The sequence below is a fragment of the Pedococcus dokdonensis genome (genome assembly GCF_900104525.1).
GTDB lineage: Bacteria > Actinomycetota > Actinomycetes > Actinomycetales > Dermatophilaceae > Pedococcus > Pedococcus dokdonensis.
Map to the genome: position 1 here is coordinate 3463042 of NZ_LT629711.1, position 14865 is coordinate 3477906.

The window sequence follows — 14865 nt, forward strand, 5'->3', positions numbered from 1 at the left end:
GTTAGGCGGGCGGCGACAGCACCGGTGCCAGCGTCTCGAGGACCGATGCGTCCTCGATCGTGCCCGGCACGGTGGGGGTGCGGCCGTCGGCCATCTCACGCATCGTCTTGCGCAGGATCTTGCCCGACCTCGTCTTCGGCAGCGCCGTCACGACGTCGACCCGCTGCAACGAGGCGATGGCGCCGACCTCGTCACGCACCCGCTGCTTGAGCTCGGCGGCGATCTGCTCACCGTCGGCCGCGGCGTCGACCCCGGCCTTGAGCACCACCAGGGCACGCGGCACCTGACCCTTGAGCTCATCCAGCACGCCGATCACCGCGCACTCCGCGACGGCGGGGTGTCCCGCCAGCGCGGCCTCGATCGAGCCGGTCGAGAGCCGGTGCCCCGCGACGTTGAGGACGTCGTCGGTGCGGCCCATGACGTAGAGGTAGCCGTCAGCGTCGACCAGCCCCCCGTCACCGGTGAGGTAGTAGCCGTAGAAGGCGGACAGGTAGCCGGCGACGAAGCGGTCGTCGTCGCCCCAGAGCGTCGGCAGCGTGCCCGGGGGGAGCGGCAGGCGGATGCAGATCGCGCCCTCGTCACCGGCGGCGAGCTCGCGCCCTCCCTCGCCGAGGATGCGCACGTCGTAGCCCGGCACGGGGACGGTCGGGGAGCCGGGCTTGATCGGCATCGGCTCGAGCCCGCGCAGGTTCGCCGCGATCGGCCAGCCCGTCTCGGTCTGCCACCAGTTGTCGACGACAGGCACGCCCAGCCGCTGGCTCGCCCACTCGTAGGTGTCGGGGTCGAGCCGCTCGCCGGCCAGGAAGACCGTCTGCAGCGACGAGAGGTCGTGCGCCTTCATGAGGGCGCCGTCGGGGTCGTCGCGCTTGATGGCCCGGTAGGCAGTGGGGGCGGTGAACATCGCCTTGACGCCGTGCTCGGCGATCACCCTCCAGAACGCGCCCGCGTCCGGCGTGCCGACCGGTTTCCCTTCGTAGAGAACGGAAGTCGCGCCGGTGAGCAGTGGCGCGTAGACGATGTAGGAGTGCCCGACGACCCATCCCACGTCGCTGGCCGTGAACCACGTGTCGCCCGGCTCGATGCCGTAGATGTTGCCCATCGACCAGCGCAGCGCGACGGCGTGCCCGCCGTTGTCGCGCACGATCCCCTTGGGTCGGCCGGTCGTGCCCGACGTGTAGAGGATGTAGAGCGGGTCGGTGGCCGCCACTTCGACGCAGTCCGCCGGCTCGGCGTCGGCGACGAGCTCGTCCCAGTCGAGCTCCTCCCAGTCGGTGTCGCGCTCGCCCACGGCCGCACGCGCCTGCTCGCGCTGCAGGACGATGACCGCCTCCGGCTTGTGCGAGCTGCGGTCGAGCGCGGCGTCGAGCAGCGGCTTGTACTCGATCACGCGGGTCGGCTCGACCCCACAGCTGGCCGCCACGATGACCACGGGCTTGGCGTCCTCGACGCGGGCCGCGAGCTCGGCGGGCGCGAAGCCACCGAACACGACGGAGTGCACTGCCCCCAACCGGGCACAGGCGAGCATGGCCACGACCGCCTCGGGCACCATCGGCATGTAGATGACGACGCGGTCGCCCTTGCCGACACCCAGCGAAGCCAACGCACCGGCGAACGTCGCCACGCGGTCGAGCAACGCGGCATACGTGATCGTCTGGTGGGTGTCGGTGACGGGGCTCTCGTAGTGCAGCGCGGCCTGGTCGCCGCGCCCCGCGGCGACGTGCCGGTCGAGCGCGTTGAAGCAGGTGTTGAGGGTGCCACCGGTGAACCACCGGTAGAAGGGCGGCCGGTCGTCGTCCAGCACGCGCGAGGGCGGTGTGATCCAGTCGATCGCCTTGGCGGCGTCGCCCCAGAACGTCGCCGGGTCGTCGAGGCTCTGCCGGTATGCCGCGTGGTAGCTGCCGTTGCCCATGTCGACATCGTGGGCCACCTGGCCGCGACCCGCCAGAGCGGCCGGCGACCGCTCAGTAGCGGGAGAGATCCAGCTGCGCCAGGACCGCGGTCGCGTCCGGCTGCAACGTGATGGTGCGCCAGCCGGACTTCGTGCGACGCCCGCACAGCTGGTCCCGCGTGGCGAGGCCGGGACAGACGACGTTGCGGACCCCCGCCCCCTCGACCTCCACGACGACCGGCAGCTTGCTGAGGCTGTCGTCTGTGGCGATCGGCGGCAGGACGACCAGCGCCCGGCCCGGGGTGGACGGCTTGCTCACCGTCGCCGCACCGGTGAGGCGGTAGCGCAGCTCCACGGAGAGCGGGGCGTTGGGCAGCAGCACGCGCCCCCCGGTGGCGATCGAGTCGGTCTGCTGGGGCAACCGCTGTCCGTCCGAGAGGACTTCGAGGTCGGCGATCCGGACATCCGGTGGCCGGGCGCCGCTGACGACGCCCTTCAGCACCGGTAGGTCGACCTGCAGGCCGGTCGAGGCGCCGAGGAAGCGGATCTGCTCGACCACCTCGAGCGTTCCGTCGGGACGCGGGGTCACCTGCACGTGCACGCCCGGCTCGGTGCGGCCCGGGTCCGCGGCAGCGGGTCGCGCGGTGGTCGTGCTCGGCGCCGCCGGCGAGGCGCGGACCGGAGTCGGCGTGGGGCTGCCGTCGAGCCGGCGGACCGCGACCGTCGCCACCAGGGCGAGGACCGCGATGACGGCAAGGGCGGCGCCGATGGCTGGCCACACCCGGCGTCTCGAAGGCCGGCGTCGTGGCGGCGCGGGGACCCGTGCGGCCCACGCCAGCAGGACGTCGGTGGAAGAGGGCCGTCCACCTCCGGTGCCCGGCCCCTGTGCCTGGCTCATGCGATCCACCCCTCGCCGGTGGGTTACGAGTATGTGCAGGTCAGAGCCGTTCCGACAGCCCTGGAGTCGGATTTACGCCATTTGCATGAGCGCCTGGGGAGGCCGCGGCCGCATCATCGGAGCGTCTGGTCTTCGGGGACCGCAGGGAGGCATGACGATGCAGGCTCGTCACGGTCGAGGGGTGCTGTCGCTGTTCGTGGCGGCGTCGGTCTCGTGGGGCGCGACGGGCGTCGCGGTGGCGGCGGGCCCCCAGCTCCCGGCAGGCCCCGCGGCTGTCGGTGCCACGGCGAAGGGGTCCCTCTACGTCATCCAGGGTGTCGACGCCACGACGATGACCCTCAGCCTGGACGGCAAGGTCCTGCGGACCGCGGCTCCCGCCAAGACGGTCCTGGGTCCGCTGTCGGTGGCCCCGGGTCGCCACACGCTCAAGGCCGAGCCGGCTGGCGGCGGGCCCGCGGTCGAGGCGACAGTGACGGTGCAGGGCGGCGCAAGTGCCGACGTGGTCCTGCACCGCCAGGCCGACGCGACCCTCGCCCCGGTGTTCACGACCTACAAGAACGACCTGTCGCCGGTGACAGCCGGCAGTGGCCGGCTCGCCGTCGCGCACACCGCTGCCGTCGGACCGGCCGACATCCGCGTCAAGGGCGAGGTGCTGTTCAGCAACGTCGCGAACGGTGAGCAGCTCTCGCTCACGGTGCCGCGCGGCAGCTACCCCGTCGACATCGTGCCCACCGCGAGCACCGCGCCGGTGGTGTTCGGCCCGGTCGACCTCCCGGTCGCCGCGGCTTCGCTGACCCGGGTGTTCGCGATCGGGGTGGCGGCGACCGACTCCATGGACGCGGTCGTGCAGGTCCTGCCCATCGCCACGCGTGGGTCCGGCGCCGACGTGAGCCGGGTCGACGCTGGCAGTGGCGGTCAGGCCCAGGCCCTCATCGCCGCCCACCGCGCGGGCGTCCCTGACTCCGGCGGCCAGCCGCAGTGGTGGCTCCCCTTCGCGCTGGCCGCCGGGCTCGCCGGGCTCCTGGTCGCCGTGGGGGTCCGGCTCGCGGCCAAGTCGGTGCCGGTGCCGGTGCGCGTCGACGCCAGGCGGCGGCGCTCCTGACCGCGCCCCGGTCGCGCCCGGCCACCACGGTGGCCCGCGTGGCCCGCGTCGTCCTCGTGGTCCTCTGTGGCAGCTCGCTCGCCGCCTGCGGCGGACCGGCCGAGGCGCAGCGTGGTGGGCCGGCCACGGCGAGCTCGGCGGCGGCGTCCGGCCCGGCAACCACGGCTGCGTCACCGTCCGGCGAGGGCGCAGCCGGTGATCCGAGGACCCCGCCCCCGGCGGGGGTCGGTCGCCCAGCGGCAAGCCAACGGCTCACCTTCGCCCCGGAGCGGATCCGGCTCAGCTCGGACGGCGGGGCGTCGGCACCCGTGCAGCGGGTCGACACCGGTGCGAGCGGCGAGCTGGAGCTGCCGGCCGACCCCGGGGTCACCGGCTGGTGGGTGAGCGGCGCGCTCGCGGGCGAGGTATACGGGAGCGTGGTGCTCGCCGGGCACATCGACTCGCGCGAGCGGGGGATCGGCTTCTTCGCCAAGCTGCTCAACGCATCGCCCGGCGACCGGATCGAGCTGACCGGGCGGGGCCTGACGCAGACGTACGTGGTGCGGACCAACAAGGAGGTCGACAAGGGCGCCCTCTCCACTAGCACCGACATCTTCGACCGCTCTGTGCGGGGCCGGCTGGTCCTGCTCACCTGCACGGGCAGCTTCGACCCGCGGACCCGGCACTACGACCACAACCTGGTCGTCACGGCATACCCGGTCGGGGTGCCGCGGCTTGCCAAATCCTGACCAACCAGGACAACCCAGGGCCTTGTGGGCAGACGCCGGACGTAGGTAAGTTCCGTTGTGACCGCTTCTATGGTGAATGGTTCACACAAAGCGGTCGTGCTCGCTCGTCGGCTCTTGGAGGTCCGGATGTCCAGCTCAGCCCTGTCCCGCCGCACCGTCGTCGCCGGTGGCGTCGCCGTCGGGATGCTCCTCGCCGGAGCCGGTGCCGGCCTCGCCACGGCGGCGCCGTCCGTGCCCGCCCCCTCGGCCTCCAGTGGCCCAGGGCGGGGCTGGGTCGCCTCGACGATGGCGCACATGACGCTGGAGGAGAAGGTCGGCCAGCTCTTCGTCCAGAACGTCTACGGCAAGGACGCCACGACGCCCGATGCCCGTAACATCCCGCTGTACGGCGTGGCCAGCCCGGCCGAGGTGGTGCAGAAGTACCACCTCGGTGGCGTCATCTACTTCGCCTGGACCGACAGCGTCCAGAACCCGCCCCAGATCGCCGCCCTCTCCAACGGGCTGCAGAAGGCCTCGCTCACCCAGGACCGCAAGGTGAGGATCCCGCTCCAGGTCGCCACCGACCAGGAGCAGGGGGTGGTCACGCGGATCGGCCCGCCGGCCACGCAGTTCCCGGGCTCGATGGCCCTCGGCGCAGGCCGGTCCACGGCCGACGCCCGCACGGCCGCCGCGATCACCGGCCAGGAGCTCAAGGCGATGGGGGTCAACACCAACTTCGCTCCCGACTCCGACGTCAACGTCAACGCGCTCAACCCGGTGATCGGCACCCGCTCGTTCTCCTCCGACCCCTCGCTGGCAGCGAGCATGGTCGGCGCCCAGGTGCAGGGTTACCAGGACGACGCCGACATCTCCTCGTCGGCCAAGCACTTCCCGGGGCACGGCGACACCGCCACCGACAGCCACGTGGCGTTCCCGATCATCACCCACACCCGGCAGGAGTGGGAGCAGGTCGACGCCCCGCCGTTCAAGAGCGCGATCGCGCATGGCATCGACATGATCATGACCGCGCACCTCAACTTCCCCGCGCTCGACGACTCCGGTGACCCGGCCACGCTGAGCAAGCCGATCATGACCGGCCTGCTGCGGGGAGAGCTCGGCTACAAGGGAGTGATCATCACCGACTCCCTCGCGATGCAGGGGGTGCGGGACCTCTACGGCGACGCCGAGGTCGCGGTCCGCGCCCTCGACGCGGGCGTCGACCAGCTGCTCATGACGCCCGCCATGGACGACGCGTATGCCGCGGTGCTGGGTGCCGTGCGCAGCGGACGGATCAGCCGGGCCGACCTCGACGCCAAGGTGCGTCGCGTGCTCGAGCTCAAGGTGCGGCGGGGCCTCGTCGCCCACCCGTACGTCGACGCGGACGCGCTCGACCAGGTGGTCGGCACCCCGCAGCACCTGGCCACGGCCGATGCCATCACCGACCGCACGACGACCCTCGTCAAGAACGACACCGCGACCCTCCCCATGGCGGTCTCGGGCAAGAAGGTGCTCGTCACCGGCTACGGCGTCGCGACGACGCAGACGCTCGCCGACGGTCTCGCGGCCGAGGGCGCGGCGACCACCGTGAAGCAGACCGGTAGCGCGCCGAGCGACACCGCCGTGGCGGAGGCCGTCGCGGCCGCGGAGGGCAAGGACGCGGTCGTCGTCACGACGATGAAGGCCTGGGACAAGGCGGTCACCGACCCGAACGGCGGCCAGCAGAACCTGGTCAAGGCGCTGCTCGCGACCGGGAAGCCGGTGGTCGTGGTCGCGACCCGCGACCCCTACGACATCGCCTACTTCGCCGACGCGCCGACCTACCTCGCCACCTACTCCTACAGCCCCGTCGCGATCCAGTCGGTGGCCCGGGTGATCACGGGTGCGGTGCGGCCCACCGGCAAGCTCCCCGTCGACATCCCGGTGGCCGGGGACCCGGCCACGGTGCTCTACCCCTTCGGGCACGGCCTCACCTACTGACCGCGCTCGCCACCCACCCGACCACACCCGGCCACGATCGGACGACCGCCATGACCCATGTCAACCGCCGCACGCTCCTCACCGCCGGGGCCGGCGCTCTGGCCGTGCCGCTCGCCGCGGCCGGTGCCCGCGCTGGCGAACCTGCCGGCCACCCCAGCGCGCCGTCCCGCAAGGTCACCACCGGCGCCCAGCGGGAGGCCGCCAACGGGTGGGCGACCCTGGCCGGTCAGAAGGTCGGGATCATCACCAACCCCACCGGGATCCTCACCAACCTCCGGACCATCGTCGACGAGATGCACGAGGCCGGCACGGTCGACATCGTCGGGGTCTTCGGGCCCGAGCACGGCTTCCGTGGCACGGCGCAGGCGGGCGACTCCGAGGGCACCCACACCGACCCGCGGACCGGCCTGACCGTCTACGACGCCTACGGCGCCAACGCCGCGAAGATGGAGCAGCTGTTCCGCACCGCCGGGGTCGAGACCGTGGTCTTCGACATCCAGGACGCCGGGGCGCGGTTCTACACCTACATCTGGACCATGTACACGGCCATGCGCGCTGCGGTCGCGACCGGCTCGAGGTTCGTCGTCCTCGACCGGCCGAACCCGACTGGCGGGACGGCGCGCGGGCCGATGATGACCACCGCCTACACCTCCGGCGTGGGGGCCAAGGAGATCGTCCAGGCACACGGCATGACGGTGGGTGAGCTGGCGCGCTACTTCGACGCGGAGTTCCTTCCCGCGGACGCGGGTGGCCGCCTCGCGGAGCTGTCCGTCGTCGAGGTCCGTGGCTGGCGGCGTGACATGCCGTATGCCGCGACCGGCCTCCCGTGGGTCATGCCCAGCCCGAACATGCCGACGCCCGACACCGCGCTGGTCTATCCGGGGACGGGGATGTTCGAGGGCACCAACCTGTCGGAGGGGCGGGGTACGACGCGCCCGTTCGAGCTCGTGGGCGCGCCGTACGTCGACTACCGCTTGGCGCAAACCCTTGCGGCGCGGGAGATCCCGGGTGTGGGTTTCCGCGAGGCGTACTTCACGCCCACGTTCAGCAAGCACCTCAACAAGGTCTGTGGCGGGGTGCAGGTGCACATCACGGACCCGGCTGCGTTCGACCCGCTGCGGGTGGCCGTCGAGATGCTCGTCGCCGCGAGGTCCACCTACGCGGACTTCGCCTGGCGCGTCGACAACGACCCGCGGCCCTACTGGATCGACAAGCTGAGCGGGTCGACCCGGCTGCGCGAGCAGGTGACCGCAGGCGCCTCGGCCGACGAGGTGGTCGGGGCATGGGCCGACGAGCTGGCCGCGTTCAACCGCCGTCGCGCCCAGTACCTCATCTACCGCGGCCCAGCCGCCTGACGTTGGGTGCGAAGACGTTGCGTACCAGAGGATCTGCTGCCCTGGCCGTCTGCGCCACGCTCGTCGGGGGCCTGTTCGTGACCGCCACGCCGGCCAGTGCCGAGGACTTCAGCAAGCCGTTCCACGGCTTCGCGCCGCCCACCACCGTGCTGCGGGACGGGTCGCCGGCGTCCGTCGGCCTCGACCCGGCACCCATCGCGGCTGCGGTCGCCCAGGTCCGCGGTCACGAGTCCGCCCCGCCCGACGGGCACCCGATGTATGCCGGTGCGGTGGGCCTGATGGGCCACGACGGCAAGGTCGTGGAGCGTGACGCCAGCGGCTGGGCGTTGCGCTACGCGGACGCCACGACCGAGCTCCCGCGCGACCAGTGGGTGCCGATGCGCGACGACACCGTCTTCGACCTGGCCTCGGTCTCCAAGCTCTTCACCTCGCTGGCGGTCACCCAGCTCGTCGAGGAAGGCAAGGTCGAGCTCGAGAGCCCGGTCGCGACCTACCTGCCCGAGTTCGCGGCCAACGGCAAGGAGGCGGTGACGGTCCGGCACCTGCTCACGCACACCTCCGGGTTCACCTCGTGGTTGCCGCTGTGGAGCAAGTACCCCGACAAGGCGTCGCGGATCAAGGCGGTGATGGACCAGCCGCTCACCAACCCGGTCGGCAGCACCTACCTCTACAGCGACCTCAACCTGATCACGCTCGGGGTCCTGGTGGAGCGGCTGCGCGGCGAGCCGCTCGACCGCGTGGTCGCCGAGCGCATCACCGCGCCGCTGGGCATGTCGAAGACGGGCTACAACCCGATCGACCGCACCCGCACCGCCGCGACCGAGTACCAGAGCGCCCCCGCCCGCGGGATGGTCTGGGGCGAGGTGCACGACGAGAACGCGTGGTCGCTGGGCGGCGTGGCCGGTCACGCCGGTGTCTTCTCCACGGCCGACGACCTCGCCGTCCTCAGCCAGGCCCTGCTCAACGGCGGCACCTATCGCGGGCACCGGATCCTCAGCCGTGACAGCGTGACCGCTCTCATCACGAACTTCAACGAGGCCTTCCCCGGCGACGACCACGGCCTCGGCTTCGAGCTGAACCAGCGTTGGTACATGGACTCCTTGTCCGGACCGCGCACCGCCGGGCACACCGGCTACACCGGCACCTCCATCGTCATCGACTTCAGCTCCCGCTCCTTCGCGATCCTGCTGACCAACCGGGTGCACCCCTCGCGCAGCTGGGGGAGCAACAACCTCGCCCGTCGTGAGTGGGCCGGAGGCCTGGGACAGGCGCTGCGCGTGCGACCCGCTGTCGGCGCGACGGCGTGGTCGGGAGGGGCCGCCAACGCCGCCACGCACACCCTCACCACGCCGTCGGTGGCGGTCCCCGCCTCGGGTGCGCGGCTCGGGTTCGACCTCTTCCTCGACACGGAGGAGACCGACCTGCTCACCCTCGAGCGCTCGACCGACGGCGGCGCCACCTGGCAGCCCCTGCCGTTCACCACCCGCGACCGCGGTGGGGAGAGCGCGAGCGACGGCACCGTGTCCGGCACCCGCGACCGGCACTGGCTGCAGGCGCGGGCCGACCTCCCCCCCGGGGCGCAGCAGCTGCGGTGGCGCTACACGACTGACGCGACCAACCTCGGCCGGGGCGTCTACGTGGACGGCATCCGCCTCACCGCGGGTCGCGCCGTGCTGCTCGACGCCGAGAAGTCGCCCACCCTGCTCACCGCAGACGGCTGGACCCTCCGGTCCCGGTGAGCGCGTCACCGACGCCGTACGGTAAGCCCATGCCATCGCGCGATCGGGGCCCCGAGGGCTCGGCGACCACAGTCCCGCTGCTGGTGCGGCTCCGGGGGATCCGACCGTCGCTGTCGCCGGCCGAGGACCGGGTCGCCGAGAAGGTGCTCGACAACCCTCGTGGGGCAGCGTCCCTGACGATCAGCGAGCTGGCAACGGCGGCAACGACATCCGAGACGACGGTGCTGCGGTTCTGTCGGCGTCTGGGGCTGCCGGGGTATCCCCAGCTGCGGCTCGCGCTGGCCGAGGAGAGCGCCCAGCCGCGCTCGACCGGCGCCCAGGACACGGACATCAGCGCCAAGGACACCATCGACGACATCATCGCCAAGGTGGCCTTCACCGATGCCAGCGCTGTCGAGGAGACCGCCCAGCAGCTCGACCGCGAGGCGCTCGCCGCCACTGCAGCGGCGATCGCGGCGGCCGGCCGGGTCGATGTCTACGGGATCGGGGCGAGCGCGGTCGTCGGCATCGACCTGCAGCAGAAGCTGCACCGCATCGGCGTGGTCGCCTTCGCGTGGAACGACCCCCACATCGCGCTGACGAGCGCGACCCTGCTGGGCAAGGGCGACGTCGCCATCGGGATCTCGCACTCCGGCACCACGTCAGAGACCATCGAGGCGCTCGAGCTGGCCAGGGAACGCGGGGCCGCGACCGTCGCGATCACCAACTTCCCGCTGTCGCTGCTGGCCGCCCGGGCCGACCACCTGCTCACCACGGCAGCGCGCGAGACCAGCCTGCGCTCGGGTGCGACGGCGAGCCGGATCGCCGCGCTGACGATCGTCGACTGCCTCTACATCGCGGTCGCGCAGCGGCACCTCTCCCGGGCTCGGAAGGCCGTCAAGGAGACCCGCGCTGCCGTCGCCAGCCACCACCTCCTGCCCTGACCGACCGCACTTCTGGCCACTCGTGCGGGGTGGGAGGGCTCCCCTTCTGGCTACTGATGCGGGGTGGGAGGGCTCCCCTTCTCGCTACTGGTGCGGGGTGGGAGCGCTCCACTTCTGGCCACCGGTGCGGGGTGGGAGCGCTCCGTTCGCCCCAACACCCAGCATGGTCGGCCAGAAGTGCTGTTGTTACTCATTCACATTCTTGACGGACATTCCGTAGGAAACTAACCTCGCGGTGTGAGCAGTGACGTGAGCGTGAGCGCGCCGACCGAGGAGCGCCACCCGGGGACCACCTCGATCGACACCGAGTCGACCCTCGACATCCTCGTCCTGCTCAACGACGACGACGCCAAGGTCGCGCCGGCCGTGGCCGAGGTGCTGCCCGAGCTGGCCGCCCTGGTCGACCGTGCGGTGCAGGCCATCCGCGGCGGCGGCACGGTGCACTACTTCGGGGCCGGCACGTCGGGTCGGCTGGCCGTCCTCGACGCCGCTGAGCTGCTCCCCACCTTCAACGCGCCCGACGGCCTCTTCGTCGCCCACCACGCGGGCGGGCTCGGCGCGCTGCTTCGGGCGGTGGAGAACGTCGAGGACGACGAGGATGCTGGTCGGGCCGAGGCGGAGGCCGTCCGACCCGGCGACGTCGCGGTCGGCCTCACCGCGTCCGGTCGCACCCCCTACGTCGGTGGGGCCCTGGAGCGCGCCAAGGAGCGGGGCGCGGTGACTGCGCTCGTCACCTCGAACCCACACGCCGACCTCGCTGAGCACGCGGACCACGTCCTGGTCGCGCGCACCGGCCCGGAGGTGCTGACGGGCTCGACCCGGCTCAAGGCCGGCACGGCCCAGAAGCTCATCCTCAACTCGTTCTCGACCGCTGTGATGATCCGGCTCGGGCGCACCTGGTCGAACCTCATGGTCGATGTCGTCGCCACCAACGCCAAGCTGCGGGGCCGGGTGGTCCGGATCCTGCAGGAGGCGAGCGGTGCCGACGACGCCGAGGCTCGCGCGGCCCTCGAGCAGGCCAGTGGCGAGCTCAAGCCGGCCCTGCTCTCGATGCTCGCCCACGTCGACGCATCCGTGGCGCGGGCCGCGATCGAGCAGCACGGTGGCTCGGTCGCCGACGCCCTCGCCGCCCTCACCGTGACCCCGTCCTCCCCGACTGAGACCCGCCCGTCCCCCGCCCCCAGAGGAGAGAACTGATGACCCGTCTAACCAGCAAGGCCCTGGCCGCGACCACCCTGGTCGGGCTCGCGGCCGCCCTGGCAGCGTGTGCGCCCTCCGGCGGTTCGGGGGATGCGGGCGGTGACGGCAGGACCACGCTCACCGTCTGGTCCTGGCGGGTCGAGGACGAGGCCGCCTACAAGAAGATCTTCGCCGCCTACGAGAAGCAGCACACCGACGTGTCGGTCGACTTCAAGGCCTTCAAGGCCACCGAGTACAACAAGATCCTCGCGACCGGCCTGGCCGGCTCCGACGGCCCCGACGTGCCGCAGGTCCGCTCCTACGGCCAGCTCCAGACGACCGTCGCCTCGAAGTCACTGGTGCCGCTGGACGGCAAGGTCGACCTCACCGGCTGGGACGAGAACATCGTGGCCAGTGCGAAGGGCAAGGAGGACGGCAAGATCTACTCCGTGCCGTTCGCCCGCCAGACCGTGCAGATGTTCTACAACCAGGGCCTGTTCGAGAAGAACGGCCTCAGGGCGCCGACCACCTGGGACGAGTTCACCGCCGCCAACACCAAGCTGGCCGGCGCAGGCGTCATCCCGATCGCCGTCGGCGCGAAGGACGACTGGACCCTCCCGATCGTGCACGAGGTCCTCGCTGCGCCGCGGTTCGGCGGGAAGGCCTTCCAGGACCAGGTGATGAGTGGGGCGAAGGACTTCACCAGCCCTGACTGGGTCGCGTCCGTCGAGGTCGTGAAGAGCCTCGAGAAGTACATGCCCAAGAACGTCACCGGCGTCGCCGCCACCGACGCGCAGACGCTGTTCAGCGCGGAGAAGGCGGCGATGATCCCCGGTGGTTCGTTCGACCTCGCCGTCCTCCAGAAGGCCAACCCCGCGGTGCAGATCGGGGTGTTCCAGGTGCCCCCGCCGCCCGGCTCGCCGAGTGGCTCCGAGGCCACCACCCCCGGCTGGGCCGACGGCAACTTCGGCGTCTCCACGAAGTCCAAGAACCAGGCTGCCGCCACCGAGCTCGTGAAGTGGATGTCCACCAAGGAGTTCGGTCAGATGGTCGCCGACGACATCAAGCAGATCTCGGCCGTGCCCGGCGTGGAGTTCAGCGACCCGCTGCTGAAGACGATGAACGACAACTACACCAACAGCGGCTCGCCCTACCTGCTCCTCACCGACTTCCGCTACGGCGCCCCGTCCGGCACCGACCTGTTGGGCAAGGGCCTGCAGCAGCTGCTGCTCGGGTCCAAGGACGCCAAGGCCGTGAGCACGGAGCTCGACACCGGCGTCAAGACCTGGTTCAAGCCCACCTCGTGAGGCGACGGACGGGGCTGCTCTTCCTGGCCCCTGCGCTCGTGCTGTTCGGCGTGTTCGTGCTCTACCCGATGCTGACCGCGTTCTCCTACGCGTTCTTCGACTGGCGGGGTACGACCCGGGGTGGGTTCGCGGGGATCGCCAACTTCCAGACCCTCTTCACCAAGGCGCCGTTCACGACCGACCTGCCACGGGCGTTGCTGCACAACGTCGTCTTCTTCATCGGGACGATGCTGGTGCAGAACACGATCGGGCTCACCGTCGCGTTCCTCCTCCACCGGAGGGCCCGCACGCGACGCCTGCTGCAGACGCTCTACGCGATGCCGTACCTCGTGAGCCCGATCGTGATCGGCTACCTGTGGACCCTCCTGCTCTCGCCGACCTTCGGCCCCGTCAACCAGCTGCTCACCAAGCTCGGGCTGGAGTCGTGGGCCCTCCCGTGGCTCGGTGACCCCAAGACCGCCCTGTGGGTGGTGGTGCTCGTGAGCGTGTGGCAGTGGATCGGCTTCCCGGTCCTGCTGTATGGCGCCGCGCTCGGTGGGGTGCCGGAGGAGCTGAGCGAGGCGGCCCGGGTCGACGGCGCGTCCTACCGGCAGACCTTCTTCAAGGTGACCCTGCCGCTGCTGGTCCCGGCCATCGGCACGGTCTCGGTGCTCACCTTCATCTTCGCGATGGAGGCCTTCGCGCTGCCGTACGCATTCGGCGGGTCGACCGGAAACCCCGCTGGGGCAACGGACTTCGTCTCCCTGCTCTTCTACCGCAGCGCCTTCGACTCGGGTGCGGTCGACGCGATCGGCAGCTCGTCGGCCCTGGCGACCCTCCTCTTCCTCATCATCTTCGGGGGCGCGCTGGCCGCCACCGCGGTGCTGCGCCGGCACGAGCGGAGGATCACGACGTGACCGCCCTCCCCACGACGACGGCGCGGGAGCAGCGCGTGCTCGAGCCGCCACGCGGTGGCTCGGCCCGCGCCAAGCCGGTCGGTGGCGTGACCGCCAGCATCGCGCTGTGGCTCTATGCAGCCTTCGCGCTGATCCCGTTGCTGCTCATGGTGGCCAGCTCGTTCCGCACCAATGCCGACCTCATCACCGACCCGCTCGGCGCCCCGTGGCCGGTCTCGACGACGAGCTATCGCGAGGCCTGGACGACGGGCAACTTCGCCACCTACTTCTGGAACTCCCTGCTCGTCACGGTCGGCGCCGTCGTCGTCTCGACGGTGGTGTCGACGATGGCCGCCTACGCCCTGGCGCGGGTGCGCTCGCGCTGGTTCGCCGGGATCGAGTCGGTATTCCTCTCCGGGCTGATGCTCCCGATCCACCTGGCGATCCTGCCGATCTTCTTCCTCTTCGACAGCCTCGGCCTGATCGACAGCCGGCTCGGGCTGGCCCTGATGTACGGCGCGGCCGGGGTGCCGTTCTCGATCTTCGTCCTCACGACGTTCTTCCGGCAGCTGCCCGAGGAGCTCGAGGAGGCGGCTGCCCTCGACGGTGCGTCCGCTTGGCAGACCTTCTGGCGGATCATGGTGCCCCTGGTCCGACCCGCCCTGGCCACGGTGGCGGTCTTCCGCTTCGTGCCGATCTGGAACGACTTCCTCTTCCCCCTCGTCCTGCTGCGCCGCGAGGAGAAGTACACGTTGCCGGTCGGCCTCACCACCTTCTTCGGCGAGAACGCCACCAACTTCTCGGCGGTCTTCGCGGGCCTGGTGATCACCACCGTGCCGCTCGTCGTCCTGTTCCTCCTGGCCACCAAGCAGATCGTGGCGGGCTTGACCGCCGGCATGTCGAAGTGATCGGGTC

Annotated in this window: 12 protein-coding genes; 10 read left to right on the top strand and 2 right to left on the bottom strand. The window is 71.3% G+C overall.

Annotated elements, in window-relative coordinates:
* Window position 1: 1 nt before the first annotated feature.
* Both BLQ34_RS16320 and BLQ34_RS16325 read right to left on the bottom strand, forming a co-directional pair.
* Window positions 2-1927, bottom strand: a complete 1926-nt coding sequence (locus BLQ34_RS16320; protein WP_269457303.1) for a propionyl-CoA synthetase — start codon at window positions 1925-1927, stop codon at window positions 2-4.
* Window positions 1928-1961: 34 nt separating this feature from the next.
* Window positions 1962-2786, bottom strand: coding sequence for a hypothetical protein (locus tag BLQ34_RS16325; protein WP_157693110.1), 825 nt, complete (start codon window positions 2784-2786; stop codon window positions 1962-1964).
* Between the two features lie 157 nt (window positions 2787-2943).
* Here BLQ34_RS16325 and BLQ34_RS16330 point away from each other — a divergent pair, with 157 nt between their 5' ends.
* The 10 genes from BLQ34_RS16330 to BLQ34_RS16375 all read left to right on the top strand — a co-directional run bounded on the left by BLQ34_RS16330 (window position 2944) and on the right by BLQ34_RS16375 (window position 14858).
* Window positions 2944-3888, top strand: coding sequence for a DUF4397 domain-containing protein (locus BLQ34_RS16330; RefSeq protein ID WP_157693111.1), 945 nt, complete (start codon window positions 2944-2946; stop codon window positions 3886-3888).
* 38 nt (window positions 3889-3926) lie between these two features.
* Window positions 3927-4616: a class F sortase gene (locus BLQ34_RS16335; RefSeq protein ID WP_157693112.1), complete on the top strand. Its 690-nt coding sequence runs from the start codon at window positions 3927-3929 to the stop codon at window positions 4614-4616.
* A 126-nt stretch (window positions 4617-4742) separates the two neighbouring features.
* On the top strand, window positions 4743-6572 hold the full coding sequence (locus BLQ34_RS16340; RefSeq protein ID WP_091787874.1) for a glycoside hydrolase family 3 protein: 1830 nt from the start codon (window positions 4743-4745) through the stop codon (window positions 6570-6572).
* Between the two features lie 50 nt (window positions 6573-6622).
* Entirely contained in the window at window positions 6623-7927 is a 1305-nt protein-coding gene (locus tag BLQ34_RS16345; protein WP_091787877.1) for an exo-beta-N-acetylmuramidase NamZ family protein, read from the top strand.
* Window positions 7928-8004: 77 nt separating this feature from the next.
* Window positions 8005-9666, top strand: coding sequence for a serine hydrolase (locus tag BLQ34_RS16350; protein ID WP_231961327.1), 1662 nt, complete (start codon window positions 8005-8007; stop codon window positions 9664-9666).
* A gap of 29 nt (window positions 9667-9695) precedes the next feature.
* Window positions 9696-10589: a MurR/RpiR family transcriptional regulator gene (locus tag BLQ34_RS16355; protein ID WP_091787883.1), complete on the top strand. Its 894-nt coding sequence runs from the start codon at window positions 9696-9698 to the stop codon at window positions 10587-10589.
* A gap of 237 nt (window positions 10590-10826) precedes the next feature.
* Complete coding sequence (locus tag BLQ34_RS16360; RefSeq protein WP_091787887.1) at window positions 10827-11786, top strand: N-acetylmuramic acid 6-phosphate etherase; 960 nt, start codon at window positions 10827-10829, stop codon at window positions 11784-11786.
* The gene (locus BLQ34_RS16365) at window positions 11786-13075 is read left to right on the top strand and encodes an ABC transporter substrate-binding protein (protein ID WP_091787890.1); all 1290 of its coding nucleotides are present in this window, start codon (window positions 11786-11788) and stop codon (window positions 13073-13075) included. Before BLQ34_RS16360 ends, BLQ34_RS16365 begins: the two co-directional genes overlap by 1 nt.
* The gene (locus BLQ34_RS16370; protein WP_091787892.1) at window positions 13072-13971 is read left to right on the top strand and encodes a carbohydrate ABC transporter permease; all 900 of its coding nucleotides are present in this window, start codon (window positions 13072-13074) and stop codon (window positions 13969-13971) included. Before BLQ34_RS16365 ends, BLQ34_RS16370 begins: the two co-directional genes overlap by 4 nt.
* Window positions 13968-14858: a carbohydrate ABC transporter permease gene (locus BLQ34_RS16375; protein ID WP_091787895.1), complete on the top strand. Its 891-nt coding sequence runs from the start codon at window positions 13968-13970 to the stop codon at window positions 14856-14858. The genes BLQ34_RS16370 and BLQ34_RS16375 overlap by 4 nt, the downstream gene beginning before the upstream one ends.
* Window positions 14859-14865: the final 7 nt, after the last annotated feature.